This is a genomic window from Streptomyces sp. NPDC046349 (assembly GCF_055587885.1).
This window is the reverse complement of sequence record NZ_JBVJFK010000011.1, coordinates 1-26,625: the sequence shown is the minus strand read 5'-3', so window position 1 is coordinate 26,625 and position 26,625 is coordinate 1. Positions and strand designations below refer to the sequence as shown.

At 72.0% G+C, this 26,625-nt stretch carries 29 protein-coding genes; 17 read left to right on the top strand and 12 right to left on the bottom strand.

The annotated features are described in order from the left end of the window. Positions 1 to 78: 78 nt before the first annotated feature. Entirely contained in the window at positions 79 to 1,641 is a 1,563-nt protein-coding gene (locus ACZ6JS_RS25065; protein ID WP_469301110.1) for a TldD/PmbA family protein, read from the bottom strand. 145 nt (positions 1,642 to 1,786) lie between these two features. Here ACZ6JS_RS25065 and fabG point away from each other — a divergent pair, with 145 nt between their 5' ends. From fabG to ACZ6JS_RS25050, 3 genes are all read left to right on the top strand, one after another. After that, a complete protein-coding gene (gene fabG / locus ACZ6JS_RS25060; RefSeq protein WP_469301108.1) occupies positions 1,787 to 2,506 on the top strand; it encodes a 3-oxoacyl-[acyl-carrier-protein] reductase in 720 nt (239 codons plus the stop codon). A 5-nt stretch (positions 2,507 to 2,511) separates the two neighbouring features. Then, complete coding sequence (gene fabI, locus ACZ6JS_RS25055) at positions 2,512 to 3,282, top strand: enoyl-ACP reductase FabI (RefSeq protein ID WP_031148968.1); 771 nt, start codon at positions 2,512 to 2,514, stop codon at positions 3,280 to 3,282. A 275-nt stretch (positions 3,283 to 3,557) separates the two neighbouring features. Beyond that, positions 3,558 to 3,938 carry a hypothetical protein gene (locus ACZ6JS_RS25050; RefSeq protein WP_469301106.1) on the top strand — a complete coding sequence of 127 codons (381 nt, stop codon included), beginning with the start codon at positions 3,558 to 3,560 and terminating at the stop codon, positions 3,936 to 3,938. Here the strand turns inward: ACZ6JS_RS25050 and ACZ6JS_RS25045 are convergent. Then, positions 3,919 to 4,665, bottom strand: coding sequence for a FadR/GntR family transcriptional regulator (locus tag ACZ6JS_RS25045; RefSeq protein ID WP_469301104.1), 747 nt, complete (start codon positions 4,663 to 4,665; stop codon positions 3,919 to 3,921). The genes ACZ6JS_RS25050 and ACZ6JS_RS25045 overlap by 20 nt on opposite strands. Positions 4,666 to 4,767: 102 nt before the next feature. Here ACZ6JS_RS25045 and ACZ6JS_RS25040 point away from each other — a divergent pair, with 102 nt between their 5' ends. The 4 genes from ACZ6JS_RS25040 to ACZ6JS_RS25025 all read left to right on the top strand — a co-directional run bounded on the left by ACZ6JS_RS25040 (position 4,768) and on the right by ACZ6JS_RS25025 (position 7,186). Further along, positions 4,768 to 6,069, top strand: coding sequence for a CynX/NimT family MFS transporter (locus tag ACZ6JS_RS25040; protein WP_469301102.1), 1,302 nt, complete (start codon positions 4,768 to 4,770; stop codon positions 6,067 to 6,069). 5 nt (positions 6,070 to 6,074) lie between these two features. Continuing rightward, the gene (locus ACZ6JS_RS25035) at positions 6,075 to 6,194 is read left to right on the top strand and encodes an SGM_5486 family transporter-associated protein (RefSeq protein ID WP_257855467.1); all 120 of its coding nucleotides are present in this window, start codon (positions 6,075 to 6,077) and stop codon (positions 6,192 to 6,194) included. A 165-nt stretch (positions 6,195 to 6,359) separates the two neighbouring features. Beyond that, positions 6,360 to 6,581: a hypothetical protein gene (locus ACZ6JS_RS25030; RefSeq protein ID WP_469301100.1), complete on the top strand. Its 222-nt coding sequence runs from the start codon at positions 6,360 to 6,362 to the stop codon at positions 6,579 to 6,581. A gap of 83 nt (positions 6,582 to 6,664) precedes the next feature. Continuing rightward, positions 6,665 to 7,186, top strand: coding sequence for a SixA phosphatase family protein (locus ACZ6JS_RS25025; protein ID WP_469301099.1), 522 nt, complete (start codon positions 6,665 to 6,667; stop codon positions 7,184 to 7,186). A gap of 94 nt (positions 7,187 to 7,280) precedes the next feature. On the opposite strand, the gene serB is transcribed toward ACZ6JS_RS25025, so the two are convergent. Together serB and ACZ6JS_RS25015 are read right to left on the bottom strand one after the other, a co-directional pair. Beyond that, positions 7,281 to 8,480: a phosphoserine phosphatase SerB gene (serB, locus tag ACZ6JS_RS25020; protein ID WP_469301097.1), complete on the bottom strand. Its 1,200-nt coding sequence runs from the start codon at positions 8,478 to 8,480 to the stop codon at positions 7,281 to 7,283. 80 nt (positions 8,481 to 8,560) lie between these two features. Next, on the bottom strand, positions 8,561 to 10,105 hold the full coding sequence (locus ACZ6JS_RS25015) for a streptophobe family protein (protein ID WP_469301095.1): 1,545 nt from the start codon (positions 10,103 to 10,105) through the stop codon (positions 8,561 to 8,563). Between the two features lie 232 nt (positions 10,106 to 10,337). On the opposite strand from ACZ6JS_RS25015, the gene ACZ6JS_RS25010 reads away from it, so the two are divergent. Then, complete coding sequence (locus tag ACZ6JS_RS25010) at positions 10,338 to 12,866, top strand: ABC transporter ATP-binding protein/permease (protein WP_469301094.1); 2,529 nt, start codon at positions 10,338 to 10,340, stop codon at positions 12,864 to 12,866. A gap of 89 nt (positions 12,867 to 12,955) precedes the next feature. On the opposite strand, the gene ACZ6JS_RS25005 is transcribed toward ACZ6JS_RS25010, so the two are convergent. The 3 genes from ACZ6JS_RS25005 to ACZ6JS_RS24995 all read right to left on the bottom strand — a co-directional run bounded on the left by ACZ6JS_RS25005 (position 12,956) and on the right by ACZ6JS_RS24995 (position 15,845). Next, entirely contained in the window at positions 12,956 to 13,645 is a 690-nt protein-coding gene (locus ACZ6JS_RS25005) for a transglycosylase SLT domain-containing protein (RefSeq protein ID WP_469301092.1), read from the bottom strand. A 296-nt stretch (positions 13,646 to 13,941) separates the two neighbouring features. After that, positions 13,942 to 15,018 carry an S-adenosylmethionine:tRNA ribosyltransferase-isomerase gene (locus ACZ6JS_RS25000; protein ID WP_469301574.1) on the bottom strand — a complete coding sequence of 359 codons (1,077 nt, stop codon included), beginning with the start codon at positions 15,016 to 15,018 and terminating at the stop codon, positions 13,942 to 13,944. 65 nt (positions 15,019 to 15,083) lie between these two features. Continuing rightward, the gene (locus ACZ6JS_RS24995) at positions 15,084 to 15,845 is read right to left on the bottom strand and encodes an SDR family NAD(P)-dependent oxidoreductase (RefSeq protein ID WP_469301091.1); all 762 of its coding nucleotides are present in this window, start codon (positions 15,843 to 15,845) and stop codon (positions 15,084 to 15,086) included. Positions 15,846 to 16,039: 194 nt separating this feature from the next. Between ACZ6JS_RS24995 and ACZ6JS_RS24990 the strand changes: the two genes are divergently transcribed. The 4 genes from ACZ6JS_RS24990 (at position 16,040) to ACZ6JS_RS24975 (ending at position 18,852) form a co-directional block, all read left to right on the top strand. Continuing rightward, positions 16,040 to 17,188 carry a GAF domain-containing sensor histidine kinase gene (locus ACZ6JS_RS24990; protein ID WP_469301572.1) on the top strand — a complete coding sequence of 383 codons (1,149 nt, stop codon included), beginning with the start codon at positions 16,040 to 16,042 and terminating at the stop codon, positions 17,186 to 17,188. After that, entirely contained in the window at positions 17,181 to 17,840 is a 660-nt protein-coding gene (locus ACZ6JS_RS24985) for a response regulator (protein ID WP_469301090.1), read from the top strand. The genes ACZ6JS_RS24990 and ACZ6JS_RS24985 overlap by 8 nt, the downstream gene beginning before the upstream one ends. A 149-nt stretch (positions 17,841 to 17,989) precedes the next feature. Further along, complete coding sequence (locus ACZ6JS_RS24980; protein WP_469301571.1) at positions 17,990 to 18,235, top strand: chaplin; 246 nt, start codon at positions 17,990 to 17,992, stop codon at positions 18,233 to 18,235. A gap of 128 nt (positions 18,236 to 18,363) precedes the next feature. Beyond that, positions 18,364 to 18,852: a YncE family protein gene (locus tag ACZ6JS_RS24975; protein WP_469301088.1), complete on the top strand. Its 489-nt coding sequence runs from the start codon at positions 18,364 to 18,366 to the stop codon at positions 18,850 to 18,852. A 185-nt stretch (positions 18,853 to 19,037) separates the two neighbouring features. Here ACZ6JS_RS24975 and ACZ6JS_RS24970 read toward each other — a convergent pair whose 3' ends face one another. Next, positions 19,038 to 19,811, bottom strand: a complete 774-nt coding sequence (locus ACZ6JS_RS24970) for a hypothetical protein (RefSeq protein WP_469301086.1) — start codon at positions 19,809 to 19,811, stop codon at positions 19,038 to 19,040. 133 nt (positions 19,812 to 19,944) lie between these two features. Between ACZ6JS_RS24970 and ACZ6JS_RS24965 the strand changes: the two genes are divergently transcribed. From ACZ6JS_RS24965 to ACZ6JS_RS24950, 4 genes are all read left to right on the top strand, one after another. Beyond that, positions 19,945 to 20,739: an ABC transporter ATP-binding protein gene (locus ACZ6JS_RS24965; protein ID WP_030849799.1), complete on the top strand. Its 795-nt coding sequence runs from the start codon at positions 19,945 to 19,947 to the stop codon at positions 20,737 to 20,739. Between the two features lie 94 nt (positions 20,740 to 20,833). Further along, positions 20,834 to 21,262, top strand: a complete 429-nt coding sequence (locus ACZ6JS_RS24960; RefSeq protein ID WP_469301085.1) for an NfeD family protein — start codon at positions 20,834 to 20,836, stop codon at positions 21,260 to 21,262. An 84-nt stretch (positions 21,263 to 21,346) separates the two neighbouring features. Next, on the top strand, positions 21,347 to 22,333 hold the full coding sequence (locus ACZ6JS_RS24955) for an SPFH domain-containing protein (protein ID WP_030849804.1): 987 nt from the start codon (positions 21,347 to 21,349) through the stop codon (positions 22,331 to 22,333). Between the two features lie 91 nt (positions 22,334 to 22,424). Next, complete coding sequence (locus ACZ6JS_RS24950; protein WP_469301083.1) at positions 22,425 to 23,195, top strand: sulfite exporter TauE/SafE family protein; 771 nt, start codon at positions 22,425 to 22,427, stop codon at positions 23,193 to 23,195. Positions 23,196 to 23,232: 37 nt separating this feature from the next. Here ACZ6JS_RS24950 and ACZ6JS_RS24945 read toward each other — a convergent pair whose 3' ends face one another. From ACZ6JS_RS24945 to ACZ6JS_RS24935, 3 genes are all read right to left on the bottom strand, one after another. Further along, positions 23,233 to 23,736, bottom strand: coding sequence for an HNH endonuclease (locus ACZ6JS_RS24945; RefSeq protein ID WP_469301081.1), 504 nt, complete (start codon positions 23,734 to 23,736; stop codon positions 23,233 to 23,235). Between the two features lie 149 nt (positions 23,737 to 23,885). Further along, positions 23,886 to 24,422, bottom strand: coding sequence for a YbhB/YbcL family Raf kinase inhibitor-like protein (locus tag ACZ6JS_RS24940; RefSeq protein ID WP_469301079.1), 537 nt, complete (start codon positions 24,420 to 24,422; stop codon positions 23,886 to 23,888). Positions 24,423 to 24,663: 241 nt separating this feature from the next. Continuing rightward, positions 24,664 to 25,446: a sporulation protein gene (locus tag ACZ6JS_RS24935; protein ID WP_030829451.1), complete on the bottom strand. Its 783-nt coding sequence runs from the start codon at positions 25,444 to 25,446 to the stop codon at positions 24,664 to 24,666. A gap of 108 nt (positions 25,447 to 25,554) precedes the next feature. Between ACZ6JS_RS24935 and ACZ6JS_RS24930 the strand changes: the two genes are divergently transcribed. Then, positions 25,555 to 26,196: a DNA-3-methyladenine glycosylase gene (locus ACZ6JS_RS24930; RefSeq protein WP_469301077.1), complete on the top strand. Its 642-nt coding sequence runs from the start codon at positions 25,555 to 25,557 to the stop codon at positions 26,194 to 26,196. A 193-nt stretch (positions 26,197 to 26,389) separates the two neighbouring features. Here the strand turns inward: ACZ6JS_RS24930 and ACZ6JS_RS24925 are convergent. Further along, positions 26,390 to 26,625: hypothetical protein (locus ACZ6JS_RS24925; protein WP_469301075.1), on the bottom strand; the 236-nt coding region annotated here is incomplete at its 5' end.

Below are 26,625 nucleotides of genomic sequence, written 5' to 3'. Positions count from 1 at the left end.
CCTGCGTGGTGTTCAGACTGTGCAGTCCCGGGTGGCGACCCCCGGACCCCCGGCAGATCCCGTGGTGATCGTGCGTCGTCATCGGCCCGCCTCCTGCGTGGTGTTCAGGATGTTCACGTCGCGGAACAGCGCGGACGGGCAGCCGTGCGAGACCGCAGCGACCTGCCCCGGCTGGGCCTTGCCGCAGTTGAAGGCGCCGCCCAGGACATAGGTCTGCGGCCCGCCGACCTTCTCCATCGAGCCCCAGAAGTCGGTGGTGGTGGCCTGGTAGGCGACGTCGCGCAGCTGCCCGGCCAGCCTGCCGTTCTCGATCCGGAAGAACCGCTGCCCGGTGAACTGGAAGTTGTAGCGCTGCATGTCGATCGACCAGGAGCGGTCGCCGACCACGTAGATCCCGCGCTCCACGCCGCCGATCAGGTCCTCGGTCGACAGCCCGCCGGGATCCGGCTGGAGGGACACGTTCGCCATCCGCTGCACGGGCACGTGCCCGGGGGAGTCGGCGAACGCGCAGCCGTTGGAGCGTCCGAGGCCGGTCAGCTTCGCGATCCGCCGGTCGGTCTGGTAGCCGACCAGGGTGCCGTCCTTGACCAGGTCCCAGCTCTGCGCCTGGACGCCCTCGTCGTCGAAGCCGACGGTGGCCAGCCCGTGCTCGGCGGTGCGGTCGCCCGTCACGTTCATGATCGGGGAGCCGTACTTGAGCTTGCCCAGCTGGTCGAACGTGGCGAAGGAAGTCCCCGCGTACGCCGCCTCGTAGCCCAGCGCCCGGTCGAGCTCCGTGGCGTGGCCGATGGATTCGTGGATGGTGAGCCACAGGTTGGACGGGTCCACCACCAGGTCGTAGCGCCCCGCCTGCACGCTCGGCGCCCGCATCTTCTCGGCGAGCAGGCCCGGGATCTCCTCCAGCTCGGCGTCCCAGTCCCAGCCGGTGCCCGTCAGGTACTCCCAGCCGCGGCCGGCGGGCGGGGCGATGGTGCGCATCGAGTCGAACTCGCCGGTGGTGCCGTCCACGGCGACCGCCGTGAGCTGCGGGTGGATGCGGACCCGCTGCTGCGTCGTCGTGGTCCCCGCCGTGTCGGCGTAGAACTTGTTCTCGTGGACTGCGAGCAGTGAGGCGTCCACGTGCGCCACGCCGTCGGCCGCCAGCAGCCGGGAGCTCCAGTCCGCGAGCAGCGCCGCCTTCTCCGCGTCCGGCACCTCGAAGGGGTTGACCTCGTAGGCGGAGATCCACGTCTTCTCCGCGTGCACCGGCTCCTCGGCGAGCTCCACGCGCTCGTCCGAACCGGCGGCCTTGATCACCTGGGCGGACAGCTTCGCCATGGCCACGGCCTGCGAGGCCACCTTGGCGGCGCCGTCCATGGTCAGGTCGACGCCGGAGGCGAACCCCCACGTGCCCGCGTGCACGACCCGGACCGCATAGCCGAGGTCGGTGGTGTCGGACCCGCCGGAGGGCTTGGCGTCGCGCAGCCGCCACGAGGCGCTGCGGATCCGCTCCAGCCGGAAGTCGGCATGCTCGGCGCCCAGCGCGCGGGCCCGGGCGAGCGCCGCGTCGGCGAGCGCCCGCAGGGGCAGCGCGGTGAAGGCCGCGTCGATGGAATGGGGCACGGAAGTCCTCCCGGGGTCGGGGACGGTCGCCCCGATCATGTCGTGATCGGGGCGCTTGTGCCTACATCTTTCTGTAGGGACTCGACAGAGCCCGCTGCGAGGCCCTGTCGGGGCTCGATTCTCCGTACGGGCGACGCGACCTATAGGTTTTCGGTATTCAGACCGCTAGCGAAAGGGTGATCCGTTGAGCCGCTCGGTTCTCGTCACCGGAGGAAACCGGGGCATCGGCCTCGCCATCGCCCGAGCCTTCGCGGAGGCGGGCGACAAGGTCGCGATCACGTACCGGTCGGGTGAGCCGCCGCAGGCCCTCACCGATCTCGGTGTCCTGGCGGTGCGGTGCGACATCACCGACTCCGAGCAGGTGGAGCAGGCCTACAAGCAGATCGAGGACGCGCACGGCGCGGTCGAGGTGCTCGTGGCCAACGCCGGCATCACCAAGGACACGCTGCTGATGCGGATGTCCGAGGAGGACTTCGCCTCGGTCGTCGACACCAACCTCACCGGCACCTTCCGGGTGGTCAAGCGCGCGAACCGCGGCATGCTCCGCGCGAAGAAGGGCCGCGTCGTCCTGATCTCCTCGGTCGTCGGGCTCCTGGGCTCGGCGGGGCAGGCGAACTACGCCGCCTCCAAGGCGGCTCTGGTCGGCTTCGCCCGCTCGCTCGCCCGCGAGCTGGGCTCCCGCAACATCACCTTCAACGTCGTCGCGCCCGGGTTCGTGGACACCGACATGACGAAGGTGCTCACCGACGAGCAGCGCGCGGGGATCGTGGCGCAGGTGCCGCTCGCCCGCTACGCGCAGCCCGAGGAGATCGCGGCAGCCGTCCGCTTCCTGGCGTCCGACGACGCCGCGTACATCACCGGAGCCGTCATTCCCGTTGACGGCGGATTGGGCATGGGTCACTGATCACCATGAGCGGAATTCTCGAGGGCAAGCGCATCCTCATCACGGGTGTGCTGATGGAGTCCTCCATCGCCTTCCACACGGCCAAGCTGGCGCAGGAGCAGGGCGCCGAGGTCATCCTCACCGCGTGGCCGCGCCCGTCGCTGACGGAGCGCATCGCGAAGAAGCTGCCCAAGCCGGTCAAGGTGATCGAGCTCGACGTCACCAACGACGAGCACCTGGCCCGTCTGGAGGGCCTCGTCCGCGACGAGCTCGGCGGCCTCGACGGCGTCGTGCACTCCATCGGCTTCGCGCCCCAGGACGCCCTCGGCGGCAACTTCCTGAACACGCCGTTCGAGTCGGTCGCCACCGCCATGCACGTCTCGGCGTTCTCGCTGAAGTCGCTCACCATGGCCTGCAAGCCGCTCTTCCCGGCGGAGGGCGGTGCCGTCGTCGGCCTCACCTTCGACGCGCAGTTCGCCTGGCCGCAGTACGACTGGATGGGCCCGGCCAAGGCCGCCCTGGAGGCCACCAGCCGCTACCTCGCCCGCGACCTGGGCAAGGAGAACATCCGCTGCAACCTGGTCTCGGCGGGTCCGATCGGCTCCATGGCCGCGAAGTCCATCCCGGGGTTCGGCGAGCTGGCCGAGGTCTGGAACACCCGCTCCATGCTGGAGTGGGACATGAGCGACCCGGAGCCGACCGGCCGCGGCGTCGTCGCCCTGCTGTCGGACTGGTTCCCGAAGACCACCGGTGAGATCGTCCACGTGGACGGCGGCGTCCACGCGATGGGTGCCTGACCCCAGGTCAGAACCGGGTGTCCGTACGGCGGCCGGACCGCCGGGCAGGGAGAGCCGGGGCGGAGCGGGGCGGGGGCCGGGCGGGGGCCGGGGCGGGCCCGCGGGGGTGCCCTTCGCTCGGATGTTCACCGGCCGACCGGATCTTCCCGAGTCGAAAACCGGAACAGATGCCTGCAAACTGGCCAGGTCGGGATCTTCCCGGCTCCGGCGGGGAGGAGGCAGGGGTGCGCACCAGGCCGAGCCGAGCAGTATCGATAGTGGTCACATCGGTGATCGTGACCGGACTCCTGATCCCGGCCGTGGCCGCGCAGACCTCCGGAGAAGATGCGGCCACCGGCCCCGAGGTGGCGGCCCCGGCCGTCGTGGACCTCTCCGACATCCCCGCCGAACCCCCCGCGCAGCCCTCGCGCCCCGCCGCCCGCGAACTCTTCGGCGCCGACTGCGCCACCACGATCGAGGGCTCTCGGGTGACCGCGCACTGCCACAACGCCTATCCGGAGACCGACCTGGTGAGCCTGCACGTCGAGTGCGACCGCTGGTGGGACCTGGACGGCGACGGCGCGGCCGTGGCGGTCGGCCCGGCCGCCCGGGCCGAGCTCGTCGGCCGCTGCTGGAAGGAGGTCCGCGCGGCCAGGGTCAGCCACCGGCGGCCGTGACCGGATCTGCCTGCGCCCCCTCGGCCCCCTCGGCCCTGGCGTCCGCGACTCCGCCGACTTCCCCACCGAGGCAGACGAAGGGGTAGCCGGCGGCCTCCGAGGCTGCCGCCGCCCCGTCCCCGCGCCGGATCGCCTCGATCAGCCTGGCGTGGTCGAGATGGGCCGCAGGGTCGAGCACGGTGCCCACGTCGGCCCGCAGCCAGTCGGCCACCAGCTCGCCGAGGTCGGCGTACAGCTCGATCAGCACGTCGTTGTGCGAAGCCGTCACCACAGCCATGTGCAGGCTCACGTCCGCCGCCACGAAGACCTCCGCGTCCCCGCTCGCCCAGGCCTCCTCCCGGCGCGCCAGCAGGGCGTCAAGCTGGAGCAGGTCCCGTTCCGTGCGCCGCTCCGCCGCCAGCCGGGCCGCCGAGGACTCCAGGGTGGAGCGCAGCTCGGCGATGTGCCTCGGCTCCGCCCCCGCGAAGCGCCGGTGCATGACGCCGGCCAGCTCGCTCGTCGCGATGACGTACGTGCCCGAGCCCTGCCGAATGTCGAGCAGGCCGTTGTGCGCCAGCGCGCGCACGGCCTCGCGCACGGTGTTGCGGGCGACGCCCATCAGTTCCACGAGCTCCGGCTCGGTGGGGATGCGCGACCCCACCGGCCACTCCCCGGAGGTGATCTGGTTGCGCAGCTGGGCGATCACCTGATCGACGAGCGCGGAGCGCCGGGGCGAGGTCAGCGGCATGGGTTCCTCTCAGGTGCGGCTGCGCCCGCGGGTGCGGCGCGGATGCCAGTGTGACGGGCGGCGTCTGGACAACCAATCATCCCATGATTCTATGATGGCGGAATGTCCGACGAAGAGACCACGACGCTCCACCGGCCCGCCACCGACCGAACCGCGGTCGCCACCCCGCACACGACGGTGCAGCCGCCCTGGCTCGGCCCGGTGCTCATCGTCGGAATCGTCCTGGCCGCCCTCAACCTGCGCCCCGCCATCACCAGCCTCGGCGCCCTCTTCGAAGAGACCCGCACCGGTCTGGGCATGAGCGGCAGCGTCGCCGGACTGATCACCTCCGTGCCGGCCCTGTGCTTCGCCGTCTTCGGCGTCACCGCGCCCCGGCTCTCCCGCCGCTTCGGCCCGGTCGCCGTCGTCTGCGCCGGCATGGCCGCCGTCGCCGCCGGACTGCTGATCCGGCCCTTCGCCGGCGGCGCCGCCGGCTTCCTCGCCGCCAGCGCCCTCTCCCTGGCCGGCATAGCCCTCACCAACGTCCTGCTCCCGGTGATCGTCAAGCGCTACTTCCCGGACCGGGTCGGCACCATGACCGGCCTCTACTCCATGGCCCTGGCCGCCGGCACCTCGCTCGCCGCCGCCGCGACCGTCCCGCTCACCGACGCCCTCGGCGGCAGCTGGCGCACCGGCCTGCTGATGTGGGCCGCCCTCGCCGTGGCCGCCGTACTGCTGTGGCTGCCCATCACCCGCGCCGCCCGCCGCGCCGACCGGGCCCGGGCCGCAGCCGCCGCCTCCGGCGAGGGCGCCCCCGTACGGGCCGACGCGGGCCCGCGGGTCGTCCGCAGCCGCACCGCCTGGGCCCTCGCCTGCTACTTCGGCCTCCAGGCCACGGGCGCGTACATCACCATGGGCTGGCTCCCGCAGATCTTCCGCGACGCCGGGGTCTCCGCCTCCACCGCCGGTGTCCTCCTCGCCGTCACCATGGTCATGGGCGTCCCGCTCGCCTTCGTGATCCCTGGCCTCGCCGGCCGCATGAGGAACCAGGGCGCCATCGCCGTCACCCTCGGCGTCTTCGGCCTCACCGGCTACCTGGGGCTCTACTTCGCCCCGGCCGCCGGAGCCTGGGCCTGGGCCCTCCTGCTCGGCGTCTCCAACTGCGCGTTCCCCCTCGTCATCACCATGATCGGGCTGCGCGCCAAGTCCCCGGCCGGGGTGGTCAGGCTTTCCGCCTTCGCCCAGAGCACCGGCTACCTCATCTCCATCCCCGGCCCGCTCGTCATCGGCACCCTCTACCAGCACAGCGGCGGCTGGGACCTGCCCCTCGCCCTGATGGCGGGCCTGCTCGTCCCGCAGATCGCCCTCGGCGTCCTCGCAGGCAGGGACCGCACGATCGAGGACGAATGCGGCATGCGAGACTGACCGGCATGTCACCCGTACTCGAACCGAACCCGGAGGGCGGCCGCAGGAAGCTCGGCCTCGTCCTCGGCGCCATGCTCGTCGTCTCCGTGATCATCTCCGTGATCGCGACGATCGCCTCCCCGTGACCGCCGCGCCGACCGCCGCACGCGGGGGTGGGGATATCCCCACCAACCCCTAGGGGGTCGGGCTCAGGGTGAAGTGGGGTGTGGCCCGGATGGGAACCGCCGTCCCGAATCCATAGATTCGAAGGGCAGCGAGCCAGTCCGGTCCACACACCCACGGAGGCGGCCATGTCGGCCCCCATGCACACCCCCTCCCTCCCGTCCGCCCGCCGGACGCGCGCCGCGACCGCCGCGAGCACCCGGCTGCACTGGTGGGCGCCGGCCCTGCCCGCAATCGCCTTCGGCCTCCTCCTGCTGCTCCTCGCCGGATCCGGCGACGCACACGCGGCCACCGGCGAGGTCTCCGCTCTCGTACAGGTCGCCGAACAGCTCCTGCGCGTGGTCGGCTGACCTCCCGAGCGCCCCTCACCACCCGGAACGAGCCCCCTCAACACCCTGCGCCCCGTACCCCGTTTCATGCGAAGCTGGGAGCCATGAGCGCAGACACACCCCGCAGGATCGCCCTCCTCAGGCATGCCAAGGCCGACTGGCCCGACGTGTCCGACCACGACCGCCCGCTGGCGGAACGGGGCCGCAAGGACGCGCCGGCCGTCGGTCTGAAGCTCGCCGAGACCGGCATCGTCTTCGACCTGGCCCTCTGCTCCACCGCTGCCCGCACCCGCGAGACCTGGAAGCTCGCCGTGCAGGAGATGCCGCACCGGCCGAAGACCCACTACGAGGAGCGGATCTACGACGCCTCGCCGGGCGAGCTCATCGCCCTGCTGAACGAGGTCTCCGACGAGGTCTCCGACCTCCTCGTCATCGGCCACAACCCCGGCATGCACGCCCTCGCCGACGCCCTCGCCGGGCGGGCGGAAGGAGACACCCTGGCGCGGATGACCCGCACGGGATTCCCGACCGCCGCGCTCGCCGTCGTCTCCTTCACCGGCTCGTGGAAGTCCCTGGAGCACGGGGTCGGCACCCTGCTGGACTACTGGACCCCCAAGGGGCACTGACCGGCACGGCGCGCGAAGGGGCCCCGGCAGCCGCACCGGCCGCCGGGGCCCTCGTGTCCGGGGAGGATCGGAGTGCCTCGCGCACCCGTGACGGTCAGGCCAGGTCCGCGGCCTCGATCTCCTCACGGGTGATTCCCAGCAGGTACAGCACCGCGTCGATGAAGGGCACGTTCACCGCCGTGTGCGCGGCCTCGCGCACCACCGGCTTGGCGTTGAAGGCCACGCCCAGCCCGGCCGCGTTCAACATGTCCAGGTCGTTGGCTCCGTCGCCGATCGCCACCGTCTGGGACAGCGGTACGTCGGCCTCGGCGGCGAAGCGCCGCAGCAGCCGGGCCTTGCCCGCCCGGTCCACGATCTCGCCGGTCACCCTGCCCGTCAGCTTCCCGTCGACGATCTCCAGGGTGTTGGCGGAGGCGAAGTCCAGCCCCAGCCGCTCCCGCAGGTCGTCCGTCACCTGGGTGAAGCCGCCGGAGACCACGCCCACCTGGTAGCCGAGCCGCTTGAGCGTACGGATCAGGGTCCGCGCACCCGGGGTCAGCTGCACCTCGGCGCGGACCTTGTCGACGACGGACGCGTCCAGGCCCGCCAGCAGCGCCACCCGCGCGTGCAGGGACTGCTCGAAGTCCAGCTCGCCGCGCATGGCCCGCTCGGTGACCTCGGCGACCTCGGCCTCGCACCCGGCGTGGGCGGCGAAGAGCTCGATGACCTCGTCCTGGATGAGGGTCGAGTCCACGTCCATGACGACCAGGCGCTGCGCCCGGCGGTGCAGACCCGCCGACACCACGGCGATGTCCACGCCGATGTGCGCGGCGGCCGTGGCCAGCGCGGTGCGCAGCGGCTCGGTCTCCACGCCGGAGACGGCGAACTCCACCGCGGTCACCGGGTACTTGGCGAGCCGGAAGATACGGTCGATGTTGCCGCCGGCCCCGGTGATCTCCGCGGCGATGGCGGCCGTGGACTCCGCGGTGAGCGGATGCCCGAGCACGGTGACGTGGGACCGGCCGCTGCCGCGCGGCCTGTTGTCGCCCGTGCCGGAGAGGATCTCGGCCTGCAACTTGAGCGATTCGGCCCAGCTGTGGACGGTGGCCCGCAGGTCGCCCTCGGTGCCGCCGACGGGCTTGGTGACGAGGGCGCACAGGACGATGCGGCCACGGGTGACGACCTGCTCGATGTCGACGACGTCGACGGAGTAGGCGGCGAGGGTGTCGAACAGCCCGGCGGTGATCCCGGGACGGTCCTTGCCGAAGATCTTGACGAGGAGGGTGGGGACGTCGGAGGTCTGCGATGCGCTCATGGTGCCCTCACCGTATCTTCCCGGCTCCCGCGACAGGACCCCCGTCCCACTTCCTGAACGTGCCGCGTCCCGCCCGGCCGTCACCGTGGCGGCGCCGGGGGCCCCGGCGGTTTCGGCGGCGGCGGCGCCTCCGGCGGGGGCGGCGGGGTGAAGGGCGGCCGCTGCGGGGGACGGGTGCGCCGCGGTGGATGCGGCGGGATGCCGGTCATCGTCACGTCCCAGGAGACGTCCGGATCCAGGTACGGCCCGGCCCACCCCGGCGGCCCGGCCGGGCCGCCCGGACCCGCCCCGTACGGGGCCGCGGGCGTAGCGGGATCCACGGGGGCGGGCCGGCCCGCACCGCCCGCGGCCGGGCCCCCCGGCGTACCGCCCGCGGGCCGGCGCCGGCCCGCCAGAACCGCGCCGGCCCCACCGGCCAGCGCGCCCCACACCGAGCCCAGCAGGAGGGCGTACGGCACGTCCCCCCGCAGCTCCACCCCGGCCTCCACCATGTCCACGCCCAGCACCGCCGACGAGGCGTCCGCCGACAGCCGCGTCAGCCGCACCAGCACCGCCAGGGCCACCGCGGTCACCGCCCCCAGCCGCACCGCGCACCCCGCGACGCCGCGCCCGGGAGTCCGCACGGCCGCCAGCACGCCCGCGGCGAGCAGCAGCAGGGACACCCCCGCGACCAGCAGCCAGACCCGCTCGTCGTACTCCGCGAGCCGGGCCACCGTCACCGGCTCCCGCGTGGAGGCGGACAGGAGGTCGTCCCACGGAGGGGGCAGCAGCCGCGCCGGCTCGCCCGCGGCCCCGCCGCGCAGCGGTACGAACAGCCCCAGCAGCACCCCCAGCCAGCTCCCGTTCGGAGCACCCAGCAGCGCGGCGCCCAGCACCCGCCGGGGATTCTCGTCCCCCGCCGCCGCCCACACCGCCGCGGCCACTCCCGCCGCCACCGCGACCAGCAGCGCCGTCACCACCGCCGAGGCGGCGGGCCGCACCAGGGCGAGCAGGGCAGGCCCGCGCCGAGAGACCAGCAACGCCACCGCCAGCACTGCGAGCGCCCACACGCCAGCGCCCAGCAGGGTCGGCGCGGGCTCGACGGAGAAACCCACCCGGACCCGCGCCTCGACGAGGTCCTCCACGCGGTCCGGGAGGAGCCCGCCGATGTCTCCGATCCCCGGGACCTCGACCCGCACCGGGGTGCTCGGCAGCGACGTGCCGTCGAGGGTGACCACGTCGTGCCCGGCCCACGCCAGCCCGCCCGCCGTCGCAACGAGCAGCGCCGTGAACGCCACGACCCTGGCCGCCGTCTCGCCCGGACCCGCTCCGGCCCGCAGCGAGCGCAGGAACACCCCGGCCAGCACCAGGGCGCCGGCCAGGGACACCCCCAAGGGCATGACGTCCAGGGAGGTTTCGGCCCCCGCCCCGGCAACTCCGAACACCGAGACGTCACCCGAGGGGTCCACGGTTCCCCCGAGGGCGAGGACCACCACGGCGGCCGTCATCGGCCCGAGCGAGCCCCCGTCGGCGTCCGCGCCCAGCAGGTGCAGCCCCAGGCCGGCCACCGCCGCCATCACGATCAGGGCCCAGCCCACGGCGGCCACGGCGGACAGGAACACGTCTCCCCAACGGATGCGGCGCACGCGGTGAACCCCCGATGCATGCCGAGCGGTACGCGACGGGACCTCCGGGCGAGAAGTCCCGTATCTCACTCTCCGGGTGACTTTCGACCCCGTCAACGGGCAGACGTAGACGCCCGGGCAAGGCCCGGATTCCACATACGGCTGCAGGCCTGAAATAGTTCCCCCGGATGTTCGCCATCCCTAGACTCCCTGACGTCATGGGGGATTCTCGGGGGACTTAAGTGGGGCTGGAGTGCCGGAACTCGTACTGGAATTGAATGGCAGGACCTGGACGCTCGATCCGTCCAGGTCGTACTCACTGGGGCGCGACCCCCAGGGGGATGTGGTGATCGACGATGCGCGGGTGTCGTGGCGGCACGCCACCATCGCCTGGAACGGCCAGGGTTGGGGGCTCGAGGACCACGGCAGCACCAACGGCACCTACGTGCAGGGGGCGAGGGTCCAGCAGACCGCGCTGGTGCCCGGCACGCCGGTCCACCTGGGCAACGCCACCGACGGCCCGCGGCTGAATCTGAGCGCCGCCGCCGCGCCGCAGCCGGCCGTGGCACAGCAGCAGGCGCAGCAGGCCCCGGCGCAGGCGTACGCCCAGCCTCAGGCGGCGGCCTACCAGGCTCCGCAGCAGCCCCAGCAGGCCTGGAACCAGCAGCAGCACCAGCCGCAGCAGCCGCAGGCCCACCTCCCGCACCAGCAGGGCGGCGGCGCCGCGCCCCGCCAGGCGCAGGGCGGAGCGCCCGGCTACGGCGGCGACCGCAGCCCGACGACGTTCCACCAGCTCTCGCTGGGCCACGTCATGCGGATCGGCCGTGCGCTGGAGAACGAGCTGGTGGTCTCCGACCTCCAGGTCTCGCGCCACCACGCCGAATTCCGCTCGATGCCCGGCGGCCGCTTCGAGATCCACGACCTCGGCAGCCACAACGGCACCTACGTCAACGGTCAGCCGCTGCCCAAGTCCGGCACCCAGCTCCTCGGCCCGAACGACATCGTCGGCGTCGGCCACTCGACGTTCCGTATCGTCGGCGACCGCCTCGAGGAGTTCGTCGACACCGGTGAGGTCTCCTTCTCGGCCCGCCACCTCACGGTCACGGTCGACGGCGGCAAGCAGATCCTCAAGGACGTCACCTTCGGCGTCCCGGAGAAGTCGCTGATCGGCGTCATCGGCCCGTCCGGCTCCGGCAAGTCCACCCTGCTCAAGGCGCTGACCGGCTACCGGCCCGCCGACCAGGGCGACGTCCTGTACGACAACCGCAACCTGTACAAGCAGTTCGCGGAGCTCCGCCAGCGCATCGGCCTGGTCCCGCAGGACGACATCCTGCACAAGGAGCTGAGGGTCAGCACCGCGCTCAAGTACGCGGCCAAGCTCCGCTTCCCCGGCGACACCGCCGAGGCCGAGCGCGCCGCCCGCATCGACGAGGTGCTGCGCGAGCTCAAGCTCGACATCCACAAGGACAAGAAGATCACCGCGCTCTCCGGTGGTCAGCGCAAGCGCGTCTCCGTCGCCCTGGAGCTGCTCACCAAGCCCTCGCTGATCTTCCTGGACGAGCCGACCTCCGGCCTCGACCCGGGCATGGACCGCGACGTCATGCAGCTGTTGCGCGGCCTGGCCGACGACGGCCGCACGGTCCTCGTCGTCACCCACTCCGTCGCCGAGCTGTCGCTCTGCGACAAGCTGCTGGTCATGGCCCCGGGCGGGTCCGTCGCCTACTTCGGCCCGCCGGACGAGGCGCTGAACTTCTTCGGCTACAGCACGTGGGCGGACGTCTTCTCGGCCTTCGAGAACTACCGCGACTACGACTGGGCCGGCCGCTGGAAGGGCTCGCAGCACTACCAGCTCTACGCCGCCGAGCTCGACGCGGTCGCCCCGCAGCCGGTCGTCATGCCGTCGGCCCAGCAGATGCGCCCGACCAAGCCGCAGGGCTGGGGCTCGCAGCTGTGGACGCTGATCCGCCGCTATGTCTCGGTGATCGCGTCGGACAAGGGCTTCATGGGCCTGATGCTGATCCTGCCGGCCGTCCTGGGCGTGGTCTCCACGGTCATCCCCGCGACCTTCGGCCTGGCGCCGCCGACCCCGCCGTCGCGCTTCAACGGCGACGCGGGCACGATCATGCTGATCCTCGCGGTCGGCATGTGCTTCTCCGGTGCCGCCAACTCGGTCCGTGAGCTGATCAAGGAACGCGTCATCTACGAGCGAGAGCGCGCGACCGGTCTCTCCCGGTCGGCGTACCTCATGTCGAAGGTGATCGTCCTCGGCTTCATCACGGCCGTCCAGGGCGTGATCATCTGCGCGATCGGCTTCGCCCCGCGCGACCTGCCCACCGAGGGCCTGCTGATGCCGCCGGCCGTCGAGCTGTGCGTGTCGGTCATCGCGCTCGGATTCACCTCGATGATGTTCGGCCTGGTGATCTCCTCGCTGGTGAAGACCGCCGAGAAGACCATGCCGCTGCTGGTCATGTTCGCGATCGTCCAGGTCGTCTTCACCGGCATCCTCTTCCAGGTCTACGACTCCCCGGGCCTGGAGCAGTTCGCCTGGCTGATGCCGTCACGCTGGGCCGTCGCCGCCGCCGGCACCACGCTGAACCTCGGCAAGCTCATGCCGCCGTGGGACCACGACAACCCGACCAACACCGACCCGCTCTGGGACGCCACGGTCGGCCAGTGGAGCCTGAACATCATCATCCTGCTGGCCCTCGGCATCGCCTGCGGGTTCCTGGTGCAGCGCCTGCTGCGCCGCCACGAGCCCGAGGTCATGCGCGCGGGCAAGTAGCACCGGACGGCAGACACGCCGAAGGGCGGCACCCGGGACACGGGTGCCGCCCTTCGGCGTGCGAGGGTGGGGCGAGGAGCGCCGAAGGCCTAGTAGGCGCTGTTGACGTTGTCCATCGAGCCGTACCGGTCGGCCGCGTAGTTGCAGGCGGCGACGATGTTGGCGACCGGGTCGTACTGGTCGAACTTGGTGCCCTTGACGTGGTACGCCTTGAAGGTCGGAAGGATGACCTGGAGCAGGCCCTTGCTGGGAATGCCGTTCTTGGCGTTGATGTCCCAGTTGTTGATCGCCATCGGGTTGCCGCTGGACTCGCGCATGATGTTGCGGTGAATACCGGCGTAGGTGCCCGGAATGCCTTCCTTCTTCATGATGAAGAGGGCTTCCTTGATCCAGCCGTCCAGGTTGTTCGCGAACACCGGGGTGCGGGCGGCGGAGCGGCTCGCGGCGGCCTTCTGCGCGCGGGCCTTCTTCGCGGCGGCCTCGGCCTTGGCCTTGGCGTCGGCGTCGGCCTTCGCCTTGGCGGCGACGGCGGCGGCCTTGGCGTTCGCCTTGGCGATGACCTGCTGCGCGGAGAGGTGCCCGTACAGCGCCTTGGTCTGCGTGCCGTTCACGGCCTGGGTCCAGGCGACGGGGGCGGCCGAGATGGTGTCGGCCTCGGCGGCGTCGGCGGGGACGAGGGAGAAGGCGACGGCGGCGGCGCTCAGGGTGGCGACGCCGGCGATGGACAGCTTGTGTGCCTTCGTCAGACGACTGTGACCGGGGGTGCGGGAAGCAGACATGGCGGGGCAACCTCTTCGAATAGCGGGGGCCGCAGGAAGGCGCCTTGCGGATCCGGGATCCGCGGCGCCTGGCGACGGGAGCAATTCTTAGCGGCGGCAAAATCCTGTGGCAAAGGTGTGACGTACGATCCCGCTTAGTGGATCAGGGCCGGGCGCGGAGGGTCTACTTCCGGCCTCGGCGCTGGCCCTGCCCGCGCTGATGGGACATGCACCCTTCCACTAGGGAGCTTCGTAAGTGATGTGGGTCCTATGCCGGGGCTCACACCGCCCTTACGGCGTTCTCACCATGCGTTGCTTCAGCAATGCGTTCCGTGACGGTTGTCATCCTTGAGGAGGAGGTGGACGTCGCCGAACTCGTGCCAGAGGCAGAGCCCGGCCAGCGCCTGCGCATACCCGAGCCGTACGGCGGCACGTCCCGCCACCGCCTCCAGCATCAGCAGGTGCGAGGCCTCGGGCTCGTGCAGGCCGGTCAGCAGGCCGTCCACCGCCCGCACCCCGCGCTCGGGCGTCACCACCAGCTCGGTCCACCCGCCCGCCGCGCGAACCACCCCGCGCGGGTCCGCCGCCGACTCGAGCGCCCGTACCGCGGTGGTCCCCACCGCGATCACCCGCCCGCCTCCGGCGCGCGCGGCGTTCACGAGCGCCGCCGTCGCGGCCGGCACCGCGTACCGCTCCGGGTACGGCGGCTCGTGCGCCTCCTGCGAAGCCACCCCCGTGTGCAGGGTCAGCGGCGCGAACTGCACGCCCCGGCTCACCAGCCGCGCCACCAGCTCCGCCGTGAAGGGCCGGCCCGCGCTCGGCATCTCGGCCGACCCCGACCCGTCGGCCGCCGGCACCGCGAACACCGTCTGGTAGGCCGCCAGCGGCTGGTCCCGCTCCGTGTAGGCGTACCGGATCGGCCGCCCGTGCTCCCGCAGCAGCTCCGCAACCGCGTCCGCACCGGGGGAGGGCCGCGCCCACCACAGCCGGTCCGCGTCCGAGGCGAGGGGCTCCTCCAGGACCAGGCGGCGGCCCCCGGGCAGCTCCACCACTGCGCCGGGCGGGCCGCCGCGGTGCGGTCGGGTCGTCCCGCGGCCCGCCGGGGCCCGCAGCTCCACCGCCCAGCGGCCGTCGTCCCCCCGGGTCGAGAAGTGCACCACCAGGTCCTCGCCGCCCAGTCGGGCGTCCACGGCCGCCGCGAGGGTCGCCGAGGTGTTCACGACCAGCACGTCACCGGCCCGCAGCAGGTGCGGCAGTTCCCGGAAGCCGTGCAGTGACACCCGGGTGCTGCCGTGGGACACCAGGAGGCGCACGGCGTCCCGCCCCAGCCCCGGCCCCCGCTGCTCGGCCGGAATCCGCGCCAGCAGTTCGCGAGGAATGTCCGGTATATACAGTCCTCCTTCCTCCTCCGGCACTGCGCCCTTCCGCAGCGCCTGCTCGCGCAGACCCCGGCCCCCGCTCACCGTCCGACCCCCACGCCCTGTCCGGCGCCGGCTTCCTGCCCGGCGCCTTGCCAGGCCCCCGCGCCCCCGGCCAGTCCCTCCGCCGTGTACCGGCCGCTCGGCAGGCCCCGCTCCAGCAGCCGCAACAGCACCGGAGCCACCTCCTCCGGCGCGGGCAGCCCCGCCAGGTCCTCGCCCGGCTCGGCCGCCGCCATCATCCGCGTCCGCATCGAGCCCGGATCCGCCCACCACACCCGCAGCCCCGGCTCCTCCACCGCCAGCACGGCCGACAGCAGGTCCAGCGCCGCCTTGGTCGCCCCGTACGCACCCCACGTGGCGTACGGAACGACCGCGGCGTCCGAGCTGATGGTCAGCACGGCCCCCGCCGCCGAGGCCCGCAGCAGCGGCAGCCCCTCCTGGACCAGCCCCAGCGGCGCCGCCACATTGACCTCGAACGCCTCCCGCAGGCCGGCCGGCGGCTGGGCCGCCAACGGCACCAGCGGCTCGGCCCCCAGCACCCCCGCGTTGTTCACCAGCAGGTCCAGCCCGCCGAGCCCCCGCGCGGCCGACACCAGCGCCGCCCGGTGCGCCTGCGAGGCCACGTCCCCGGCCACCGCCACGACCCGCGCCCCCTCGACCCTCCCCGGCCCGGCCGCAGCCTCCTCCAAGGCCGCCGCGTCCCGCGCGCTGAGCACCAGGTCCCAGCCCCGTACCGCCAGCTCCCCGGCCAGCGCCCGGCCGAGCCCCCTCGACGCCCCCGTCACGATCGCCACCGACATGACAGCACCCTCGCATTCGTCCCGATCAGCAGATGACCTCAACCTAGGAACGCGCGCGCCCCCGCCGCGTCGGCCGCCGGCCCCACTCCCACAGGTCCCTTGGACCTACGCCCTGCGGCGTGCCCCGGGTCCCCCCACCGCCCGATCCCGCAGGTCACGACCGCCGGTACGGTGAGGCCATGACCGCAAGTCCCCTGCAGGGCGGGCCCCGCAGCCACCTGGCCGCCGTCAGCACCGCACTGCTGGCCATGAGCCGCCGCCTGGAGGTCCGCGACGTCCTGCGCACGATCGTGGTGTCGGCCCGCGAACTGCTGGACGCCGAATACGCGGCCCTGGGCGTCCCCGACGACCACGGCGGCTTCGCCCAGTTCGTCGTGGACGGCATCAGTGCCGAACAGTGGCGGCAGATCGGCCCGCTGCCCCGGCAGCACGGCATCCTCGCCGCGATGCTCCACGAGAACGGCCCGGAGCGACTGGCCGACGTACGCAAGGACCCCCGCTTCGGCGGCTGGCCCTCCGCCCACCCCGAGATGTCCGACTTCCTGGGCATGCCCGTACGCGACGGCGACGAGATCCTTGGAGCGATCTTCCTCGCGAACAAGCGGAGCGCCCCCGACGGCGCCGACCGCGTCTTCACCGACGAGGACCAGGACCTCCTCTCCCTGCTCGCCCAGCACGCGGCGATCGCCCTCACCAACGCCCGGCTCTACGAACGCAGCCGCGAGCTCACCATCGCCGAGGAGCGCTCCCGCCTCGCGCACGAACTGCACGACGCCGTCAGTCAGAAGCTCTTCTCCCTGCGCCTCACCGCCCAGGCCGCCGCGACCCTCGTCGACCGCGACCCGGCCCGGGCCAAGGGTGAACTCCAGCAGGTGGCCGCCCTCGCCGCGGAGGCCGCCGACGAACTGCGCGCCGCCGTGACCGAGCTGCGCCCCGCCGCGCTGGACGAGGACGGCCTGGTGGCCACCCTGCGCACCCACGTCCACGTACTCGACCGCGCGCACACCGCACACGTCACCTTCGCCTGCGCGGGGGTACGGGCCCTTCCCGCCGCCCAGGAGGAGGCGGTGCTCCGCGTCGCCCAGGAGGCCCTCCACAACGCGCTGCGCCACTCGGACGGAGACCGCGTCGAGGTCACCCTGGCCCGCACGTCCACCGGGGGCGCGGTCTTGAAGGTCACCGACTCCGGCAAGGGCTTCGACCCCCGGGCCGTCCGCCGGGCGGGCCGCCATCTGGGGCTGGTCTCCATGCGCGACCGCGCGAGCGGCGTCGGAGGCAGCCTCGCCGTGCACTCGGAGCCCGGTCGGGGCACCACGATCGAGATGGAGGTCCCCGGTGGCTGACAGCACCGGCCGAAGCGGCGCCCGCATCCGTGTCCTGCTGGTGGACGACCACCAGGTGGTCCGCCGGGGCCTGCGCACGTTCCTGGAGGTCCAGGAGGACATCGAGGTGGTCGGGGAGGCCTCCGACGGCGACGAGGGCATCGCCGGAGCCGAGGAACTGCGGCCCGACGTGATCCTCATGGACGTGAAGATGCCGGGCACCGACGGCATCGAGGCCCTGCGCCGCCTGCACGAGCTGGCGAACCCCGCGCGGGTGCTGGTCGTCACCAGTTTCACGGAGCAGCGGACCGCGGTCCCCGCCCTGCGGGCCGGCGCGGCGGGATACGTCTACAAGGACATCGACCCCGACGCTCTGGCCGCGGCGATCCGCTCCGTCCATGCCGGTCACGTCCTGCTCCAGCCGGAGGTGGCGCAGGCCCTGCTCTCCCAGGACCAGGGCTCCCCGGCGGGCCGCCCCGGCTCGCTGACCGACCGCGAGCGCCAGGTCCTCGGCCTCATCGCGGACGGCCGCTCCAACCGGGAGATCGCCCGCGCCCTGGTGCTGTCCGAGAAGACGGTCAAGACCCACGTCTCGAACATCCTGATGAAGTTGGACCTTTCCGACCGGACCCAGGCCGCATTGTGGGCGGTCAGGCACGGAATCGCCGAGTAACGAGCCCGAATCGGACCGTCTCGTTCCGGGATGAGATTCATACGGTCGGGTGTATGTAGCCCACATGGCGTATCCGCGGGGGCGGACCGGCCGTTCTCCATGGCGTGCCGCGACGGCTGGTCGCGGCAGACGTACTGGAGGACGAGAACGTGAAGAACTTCAAGAAGGCCGCAGCCGTCACCATGATCGCGGGCGGCCTCCTCGCCGCCGGCGCCGGTGTCTCCTCGGCGCACGGCGGTGCGTCGGCGGAGGGCGAGGCCCTGAACTCGCCCGGCGTGGCCTCCGGGAACCTGGTCCAGGCCCCGGTGCACGTCCCCGTGAACGTGGTGGGCAACACGGTCAACGTGATCGGCCTGCTCAACGGTGCTTTCGGCAACAGCGGCGTCAACGCCTGACCCGCCCCGACCTGCGGCCCCGCTTCCCCCTTCTCCCCTGGAAGCGGGGCCGTATCGGCGTGCCGGTCGGGCGATCCGCGCACGAGCCCCGGCTCGCCGCCCCGCCGCCACGCCCAGCGTGACCCCGTATGAGGATGAACCGGAACATCACCGGACGAACCGCCGCCGTGCCCTGCGCGGCGGCGGCCCTGACGGGACTGACGGCCGCACCGGCCGAGCGGCCCGGCCGCTGGGTCTACGCCGCGAACCTCCGCTCCGACCCGGTCCCGGTCGTCGACACCCGCTCCGGCACCGTCGTGTCCGGCGTTCCCGTGAGCGACGGGCCCGACAGCGCGGCCCCCGGCCACGACGGCTCCCGCCTCTACGTCACCGACTCCGCGGCGGACACCGTGGCGGACGCCGTGGCCGTCTCCGGCGGCGGCCGACCCCCCGCTCCGGCCCCCGCCCCGACGGCCGTCACCCCTACGCCTTCGACCTGGCCCCGGGCGACGTGTCGGTGGTCGCCACCCCGGGCCCGCACGGAGACGGAACCGGGGACCAGCGCGCGGACATCGGGTTCCGGTCGGACGACAGCCGCGTCCACACCCCGAACATCGGGACGGGCGACGGCTCCGTGACCACCCGTGCTGCCGGTGATCGACAGGACCGTGAGGACCACCGTCGCGGACGGCGCCGGCCCGACCGGCGTCGCCGTCCGGGCCCCGCCGGCGCTCGAGGTGCACCCCCCGGCCAGTCCCGAGCTCGAACGCGGCGTGCGGCGGTGCCCCGCGGAGTCCGGGGGGCAGCCCAGGGGTGACGGGGCCTAGTACCGCTCCACCGCCGAGTTGTACGCCGCCACCAGCGCCCGCCGCGCGACCCGCTCCACCGGCCGCAACGCCTCCGCCCGCGCCGCCATCTCCGAGGCGGCCACCGCACCCCCGTGCCCGCTCTCGTACGCCAGCGACACCATCAGGTCCACCCGCTGAGCCAGCGCCAGCACGCGCACCGCCCGCGGCGGATACCCCGGCGCCAGCGCGTCCTGTCCCGCCTCCGCCCGCGCCCGGTACGCCGACAGGGCCGCCTCCGCCACCGGACCGGACCCCGCCACGTCCAGCCGGGTCAGCACCGCTGTTGCCTCGCGCAGGGCCTCCGCCAGCTCCCGCTCCGCCTCGCCGAGCGACGGCACGTCCGCCGGCGGCGCCTCCCGTCCGGGCAGGCAGTGCCAGGTCACGGACACGTGCACGTCCCCGGCCGGACCGGCCTCGGCCACCTCGGGGACCAGCCCCAGCGCCGCGCCCACCGCGACGACGGCCTCCTCGGCCTCCAGTGCCCGCGCGTTGAACTCCGGGGGGCCGCTCAGCCCCAGCGGGTGCCCCGGCGCCGGCAGCGCCACCCTCAGCCCGCTCACCCCCAGCGCGCGGAGCCGGCCGAGCGCCAGCGTGAGCCCCACCGGACCCGACTCGCCCGGCAGTCCCTCCACCCGGTGCACGGCGTCCTCGCCCACGATCGACATCGCGGCCTCGTCGGGCGAGACCAGACCGGCCAGCAGCGCGTTCCCCCAGGCGGCCAGCCGCCCTGAACGTGGTTCGAAAAGCATCCCCCCACTTTACGGATCGCCACCCGCACCGGGCCCCGGCCCCGGACCCCTTCCCGAGTGGCGTAGGTTTTCCCCTGGGGCTGCGTCTACCGGCGCACAGTGAACCGTGACTGCAAGGGGTGACAACACGCTCATGAGCGATGTTCTGGAGCTGGTGGACGTATCCGTGGTCCGCGAGGGCCGGGCTCTGGTGGACCAGGTCTCCTGGTCGGTGAAGGAGGGCGAGCGCTGGGTGATCCTCGGCCCCAACGGCGCCGGCAAGACCACACTGCTGAACCTCGCCTCCAGCTACCTCTTCCCCACCAAGGGCTCCGCCACCATCCTCGGCAGCACCCTCGGCAAGGTCGACGTCTTCGAGCTGCGCCCCCGCATCGGCATGGCCGGCATCGCGATGGCCGACAAGCTCCCCAAGCGGCAGACCGTCCTGCAGACCGTCCTCACCGCCGCCTACGGAATGACGGCGACCTGGCAGGAGGAGTACGAGGCGGTCGACGAGCAGCGCGCCCGCGCCTTCCTGGACCGGCTCGGCATGACCGAGTACCTCGACCGGAAGTTCGGCACCCTCTCCGAGGGTGAGCGCAAGCGCACGCTGATCGCCCGCGCGCTGATGACCGACCCCGAGCTCCTGCTCCTCGACGAGCCCGCCGCGGGCCTCGACCTCGGTGGCCGCGAGGACCTCGTACGCCGCCTGGGCCGCCTCGCCCGAGACCCGCTCGCCCCCTCCATGGTCATGGTCACGCACCACGTCGAGGAGATCGCCCCCGGCTTCACCCACGTCCTGATGATCCGCCAGGGCAAGGTCGTCACCGCCGGTCCCATCGACCTGGAACTGACCTCCCGCAATCTCTCGCTCTGCTTCGGCCTCCCCCTGGTCGTCGAGCGCAACGGGGCCGACCGCTGGACCGCCCAGGGCCTCCCGCTCGGCTGACACCCCCCGACACGGACAACCGGAGCCGGTCACCCTCCGGGTACGGCCGCCCGCACCCTGTCCCGACCGCGCCCACCCGACCTACCATGACCACGTGGACATCGACGCGTGGGTGTGGTGGCTCATCGGCGCGGTCGGACTGGGCATCCCCCTGGTCCTGACCGCCATGCCGGAGTTCGGCATGTTCGCCGTCGGGGCGGTGGCGGCAGCCGCCACGGCGGCCCTCGGCGGGGGAGTGGTGGCCCAAGTCCTGGTCTTCGTGGTCGTGTCGGTCGCGCTCATCGCCGTCGTCCGGCCCATCGCCAACCGGCACCGCGACCAACGCCCCCAACACCGCAGCGGCATCGACGCGCTGAGGGGCAGAACCGCCGTCGTCCTCGAGCGGGTCGACGGCGGCGGCGGGCGGATCAAGCTCGCCGGCGAAGTCTGGTCCGCCCGCGCCCTCGACGCGGACACCAGCTTCGAACCCGGGCAGTCCGTCGACGTGGTGGAGATCGACGGGGCGACCGCCGTCGTGATGTGAGAAGCAGCCTGCTCGCGGCCCCCAGGTCTGCGAGACTCCGATCAACGGGGCAGCACAGACAGCCGGAAGGGCACGGGGAACCGCATGCAACCGATCATCATCGTCCTGATCATTCTGGTGGTTCTGGTCTTCATCGCACTGGTCAAGACGATCCAGGTGATCCCGCAGGCCAGCGCCGCCATCGTCGAGCGGTTCGGCCGCTACACCCGCACCCTCAACGCGGGCCTCAACATCGTCGTCCCGTTCATCGACTCGATCCGCAACCGGATCGACCTGCGCGAACAGGTCGTCCCCTTCCCGCCTCAGCCCGTCATCACCCAGGACAACCTCGTCGTCAACATCGACACCGTCATCTACTACCAGGTGACCGACGCCCGGGCGGCGACGTACGAAGTGGCCAGCTACATCCAGGCCATCGAGCAGCTCACCGTCACCACGCTGCGCAACATCATCGGCGGCATGGACCTGGAGCGGACCCTCACCTCCCGCGAGGAGATCAACGCGGCCCTGCGCGGAGTCCTCGACGAGGCCACCGGCAAGTGGGGCATCCGCGTCAACCGCGTCGAGCTCAAGGCCATCGAGCCGCCGACCTCCATCCAGGACTCGATGGAGAAGCAGATGCGCGCCGACCGCGACAAGCGCGCCGCGATCCTCCAGGCCGAAGGTGTCCGGCAGTCCGAGATCCTGCGCGCCGAGGGTGAGAAGCAGTCCTCCATCCTCCGCGCCGAGGGCGAGGCCAAGGCCGCCGCGCTCAAGGCCGAGGGTGAAGCCCAGGCCATCCGTACCGTCTTCGAGTCCATCCACGCCGGCGACGCCGACCAGAAGCTCCTCGCCTACCAGTACCTGCAGATGCTCCCGAAGATCGCCGAAGGCGACGCCAACAAGCTCTGGATCGTGCCCAGCGAGATCGGCGACGCACTCAAGGGCCTTTCCGGTGCCATGGGCAACTTCGGCCCCCTGGGCGGCGGTTCGGGCTTCAACCCGCAGAACTCCGGCAAGGACGGCGGCGGTATCCCGGCGGCACGCGACAAGGACAGCGCCGAACGCCGCGAGCAGCCCCCCATCGACTGACCGCGCAAGCCCCCTGATGCATGATCAGTGAGGCCCCTCGACCTTCATGGCGGGGAGGCGACTCACTCATGCAAAGGGGATGGCACAGTCCATGTCCATCTGGGAAGCACTCGCGGTCCTCGCCGCCGGCATCGGCGCGGGCACGATCAACACCATCGTCGGCTCCGGCACCCTCATCACCTTCCCGGTGCTGCTGGCCACGGGCCTGCCGCCGGTCACCGCCAACGTGTCCAACACCCTCGGCCTGGTGCCCGGGTCCATCAGCGGGGCCATCGGCTACCGCAAGGAACTCCAGGGTCAGCGCGCCCGCATCCTGCGACTCGGCTCGGTCTCCGCCGTCGGAGGACTCGCGGGTGCGGCCCTGCTGCTCGCCCTGCCGTCGGAGTCCTTCGACACGATCGTGCCCGTCCTGATCGGACTGGCGCTCGTCCTCGTCGTTCTCCAGCCCCGGCTCGCCGCAGCCCTGCACCGACGCCAGGAAGCCGCCGGAGGCGACGCCGGCCACCCCGACGGCGGCCCGCTCCTGCTCGGCGGCATGCTGTTCTCCAGCGCCTACGGCGGCTACTTCGGCGCGGCCCAGGGCGTGCTCTACCTCGGTCTGATGGGCCTGCTGCTCCACGACGACCTGCAACGCATCAACGCAGTCAAGAACGTCATCGCCGCGATCGTGAACGGCATCGCGGCCGTCTTCTTCCTCTTCGTCGCCGAGTTCGACTGGACGGCCGTGCTCCTCATCGCCGTCGGCTCGACGATCGGCGGCCAGATCGGCGCCAAGGTCGGCCGCCGCCTCCGGCCGACCGTCCTGCGCGGAGTCATCGTGACGGTCGGGCTCCTCGCGATCGTCCAACTCCTGGTCCGCTGAGCGGCGTAGAGGAACTACGTCGCTCAGCGCAGGTGTCCTAGGCGGAACGCTCCAGCCACTCGGGCAGCCCCTCCCGACCGGCCACCCCCAGCGCGAGGAGCATGGCGTCCGCCGGCGACGGTACGAACGGCTTCCGGAGGAGCGGCATCCCGGCCTCCTCCGGAGTCCGGGCCGCTTTGCGGTGGTTGTCCTCGGCGCAGGAGGCCACCGTGTTCAGCCAGGTGTCCCCACCGCCCTGGGCCCTCGGCAGTACGTGGTCCACCGTGGTCGCGCGCCTGCCGCAGTACGCGCACCGGTGCTGGTCCCGGACCAGCACCCCCCTCCGCGACCAGGGAGCATGTCTTCGGAACGGCACCCTGACGTACCTGCAGAGCCTGATCACCCGCGGCATCGGAAGATCCATGGTGGCGGCGCGGACACGCAGCTCGGGGTGCGACTGTTCGACGACGGCCTTGTCCTGGAGGACCAGGACCACGGCCCGGTTCAACGTCACCGTCGACAGCGGCTCGAAGCTCGCATTCAGCACCAGCGTGTCCCGCATCTCGCCCACCTCCCGTGTGCAGGCCCGCGACCACCATGGCGGCAGGACCCGGAACCACTCTGGCCGCGCGCGCCACGCGGGACAACGCAATAAAAATGCCCGGTCCCAGGCTTCTTTAGACCAGGACCGGGCAAACTGCGGGCGAACGATCAGGGTGCGGCGGGCGCCTCGTACTGGGCGACGAGCTGCGCGCGTCCCAGGGCATGGAACCGCAGGTGGAAACCGACGACCGCCGGAGACGAGTCCTCGTCCGGACCGAGCTGCTCCCGGTCCACCGCGTACACGGTGAACACGTAGCGGTGCCGCTCCCCGCGCGGCGGGGCCGCGCCCCCGAAGTCCCGCGTCCCGTAGTCGTTCCGCGCGTGCACGGCGCCCTCCGGCAGACCGGGGAAGTCCCCGCTGCCCGCCCCGGCCGGCAGCTCCGTCACGGAGGCGGGCAGGTCGAAGAGGACCCAGTGCCAGAACCCGCTGCCCGTGGGCGCGTCCGGGTCGAAGCAGGTCACGGCGAAGCTCTTCGTCCCCTCGGGGAAGCCCTCCCAGCGCAGGTGCGGCGAGACGTTCTTCCCCGTGAGGACCTGGGCGGCATGCAGGTCGGCTCCGTGGGAGACGTCCTCACTCGTCACGGTGAACTCGTGCACGTCGGGGTGGAAATCGTGGGGGAGCGGCGCCCTGTCACGTTCGGACACGTCGAAACCTCCTGGTCGGAATGGAAACCCCTGCAAAGACGGAGCCTAGGCCTCCAGCAAGATCGTTGATTGCCCCGCGGGGCGCGAAACCCGCAAGATCATCTATTTCGGGTCCGACATCAACCGCCCCCGGCCAGGCCGCCCCACCCTGTCATCGCCCGGGTATACGGCGGCGGCCCGGCCGAACGCCGGCTGTGGCTGCGCCCCGACGCGGGCACGGGCCGTCCCGTCTGCACTCAGGTCAGAACCAGTTGCGCTGCGAGCCGACCGAGGCGATCCACTGGTTGAGGTAGGCGGCCCAGTCCGTCCCCTGGTACGACTGCAGACCCACCTGGAAGCAGCGGTAGGTGTCGCTGCCCTCGCTGAACAGCCCGGGCTTCTTGTCCATCTCCAGGACGACGTCCATTTCCCGGCCGTCGGAGACGAAGGTCAGCTCGACCTGGTTCAGCCCGCGGTACTGCGACGGCGGAAGGAACTCGATCTCCTGGTAGAAGGGCAGCGTCTGCCGCGTCCCGCGGATGTGTCCGCGCTCCATGTCCGCGCTGCGGAAGGTGAAGCCGAGCTGGCGGAACGCGTCCAGGATCGCCTGCTGCGCCGGCACCGGGTGCACGTTGATCGCGTCCAGGTCGCCCGCGTCCACCGCACGCGCGATCTCCAGCTCCGTGCTGACCCCGATGTTCATGCCGTGCAGGTGCTGACCCGCGAAGTGGGTGATCGGCGTCTCCCAGGGGATCTCCAGCGCGAACGGCACCACATGCAGCGCGCCGGCCTGCACCTGGAAGGCACCGCCGAGGCGCTGCTTGGTGAAGACGACGTCCTGCTTGTACTCCTGGTCACCGCCCTCGACCTCGACCCGTGCCTGCAGCCCGACGGACAGACCCTCGATCTGCTGCTCCACGGATCCGCCCTGGATCCGCACCTCGCCCTGGACGATCCCGCCCGGAACCACGTTCGGCTCGGTGATGATCGTGTCCACCGAAGCGCCACCGGCACCCAGGCTCGCGAACAGCTTCTTGAAGCCCATGCTCAAACTCCCCTTGAACGTTCTGGCGACTACGCCGCGACTACCCCGTACCAACGCGGAACCTTAGGCCCCGGTTGCAGGTCGGCGCGGTCCACTACGCTCGACCGGATGAGCGCACGTCCCGACCGTACGCCCCTTGCCCGGTCCTTCTTCGACCGCCCGGTCCTCACCGTGGCCCCGGACCTCCTCGGCCGCACCCTGGTCCGCCGTACCGAGGAGGGCCCCCTGGAACTGCGCATCACGGAGGTGGAAGCGTACGAGGGAGAGTCCGACCCGGGCTCGCACGCCTACCGCGGGCGCACCGCACGGAACGCGTCGATGTTCGGCCCGCCCGGACACGCGTACGTCTACTTCATCTACGGCATGTGGTTCAGCCTCAACCTGGTGTGCGGCCCGCCGGGCCACGCGAGCGGGGTCCTGCTGCGCGCGGGCGAGATCACGGTCGGCGCCGATCTGGCCGCCAAACGTCGAGTCTCAGCCAGAAATCCGCGAGAACTCGCCAAAGGGCCGGCCCGCCTGGCCACTGCCCTGGCCGTGGACCGCTCGTTGGACGGGACCGACCTCTGCGGGGGGACCGATTCCCCCCTGTCCCTCCTCGCGGGCACTCCCACCTCGCCCGACCTGGTGAGCAGCGGTCCCCGCACGGGTGTCGGCGGAGCGGGCGCCGACCACCCGTACCGCTTCTGGATCACTCACGACCCGACGGTGAGCCCGTACCGCGCCCACGCGCCGCGCCGACGCTCAACTTGACTCGCCCCTGCCGGACGCCTAACGTTGCTCGAGCCGCTTTTACGGGGCACTGCCATCGGCAGACCTCGAGCGGCCAACCCACTACCTACGACTTGCCCCTGGCGGGGTCCTGTTCGGCATGCCCGAATTCCCGGCCGGTGACCCGATTATGCGTCACAAGGGAAAAGCGCTAACGTAGTGGAACGCCGAAAGGCTAAAGACCGCCAACGGTCACCGAATTCAAATCCGAACCGCCTGCGACTTTCGAGAAGCAGGGCGCGGAAATGATCTGGTAGAGTTGGAAACGCAAGACAGCAGAACGAAAGCCCGGAGGAAAGCCCCAGCCAGTGTTGCTGAGGGTGAGTACGAAGGAAGCGTCCGTTCCTTGAGAACTCAACAGCGTGCCAAAAATCAACGCCAGAAGTTGATACCCCGTCCACTTCGGTGGAT

Coding starts and splice junctions, on each gene's coding strand:
- ACZ6JS_RS24930 (WP_469301077.1), top strand. CDS start 25,555: ATGAGCGCACGTCCCGACCGTACGCCCCTTGCCCGGTCCTTCTTCGAC.
- ACZ6JS_RS25025 (WP_469301099.1), top strand. CDS start 6,665: ATGAGCGCAGACACACCCCGCAGGATCGCCCTCCTCAGGCATGCCAAG.
- ACZ6JS_RS25005 (WP_469301092.1), bottom strand. CDS start 13,645: ATGTCTGCTTCCCGCACCCCCGGTCACAGTCGTCTGACGAAGGCACAC.
- ACZ6JS_RS24975 (WP_469301088.1), top strand. CDS start 18,364: ATGAGGATGAACCGGAACATCACCGGACGAACCGCCGCCGTGCCCTGC.
- ACZ6JS_RS25045 (WP_469301104.1), bottom strand. CDS start 4,665: ATGCCGCTGACCTCGCCCCGGCGCTCCGCGCTCGTCGATCAGGTGATC.
- ACZ6JS_RS24970 (WP_469301086.1), bottom strand. CDS start 19,811: ATGCTTTTCGAACCACGTTCAGGGCGGCTGGCCGCCTGGGGGAACGCG.
- fabI (WP_031148968.1), top strand. CDS start 2,512: ATGAGCGGAATTCTCGAGGGCAAGCGCATCCTCATCACGGGTGTGCTG.
- ACZ6JS_RS25030 (WP_469301100.1), top strand. CDS start 6,360: ATGTCGGCCCCCATGCACACCCCCTCCCTCCCGTCCGCCCGCCGGACG.
- ACZ6JS_RS24995 (WP_469301091.1), bottom strand. CDS start 15,845: ATGTCGGTGGCGATCGTGACGGGGGCGTCGAGGGGGCTCGGCCGGGCG.
- serB (WP_469301097.1), bottom strand. CDS start 8,480: ATGAGCGCATCGCAGACCTCCGACGTCCCCACCCTCCTCGTCAAGATC.
- ACZ6JS_RS25040 (WP_469301102.1), top strand. CDS start 4,768: ATGTCCGACGAAGAGACCACGACGCTCCACCGGCCCGCCACCGACCGA.
- ACZ6JS_RS25035 (WP_257855467.1), top strand. CDS start 6,075: ATGTCACCCGTACTCGAACCGAACCCGGAGGGCGGCCGCAGGAAGCTC.
- ACZ6JS_RS24945 (WP_469301081.1), bottom strand. CDS start 23,736: ATGCGGGACACGCTGGTGCTGAATGCGAGCTTCGAGCCGCTGTCGACG.
- ACZ6JS_RS24965 (WP_030849799.1), top strand. CDS start 19,945: ATGAGCGATGTTCTGGAGCTGGTGGACGTATCCGTGGTCCGCGAGGGC.
- ACZ6JS_RS24950 (WP_469301083.1), top strand. CDS start 22,425: ATGTCCATCTGGGAAGCACTCGCGGTCCTCGCCGCCGGCATCGGCGCG.
- ACZ6JS_RS24955 (WP_030849804.1), top strand. CDS start 21,347: ATGCAACCGATCATCATCGTCCTGATCATTCTGGTGGTTCTGGTCTTC.
- ACZ6JS_RS25065 (WP_469301110.1), bottom strand. CDS start 1,641: ATGATCGGGGCGACCGTCCCCGACCCCGGGAGGACTTCCGTGCCCCAT.
- ACZ6JS_RS24935 (WP_030829451.1), bottom strand. CDS start 25,446: ATGGGCTTCAAGAAGCTGTTCGCGAGCCTGGGTGCCGGTGGCGCTTCG.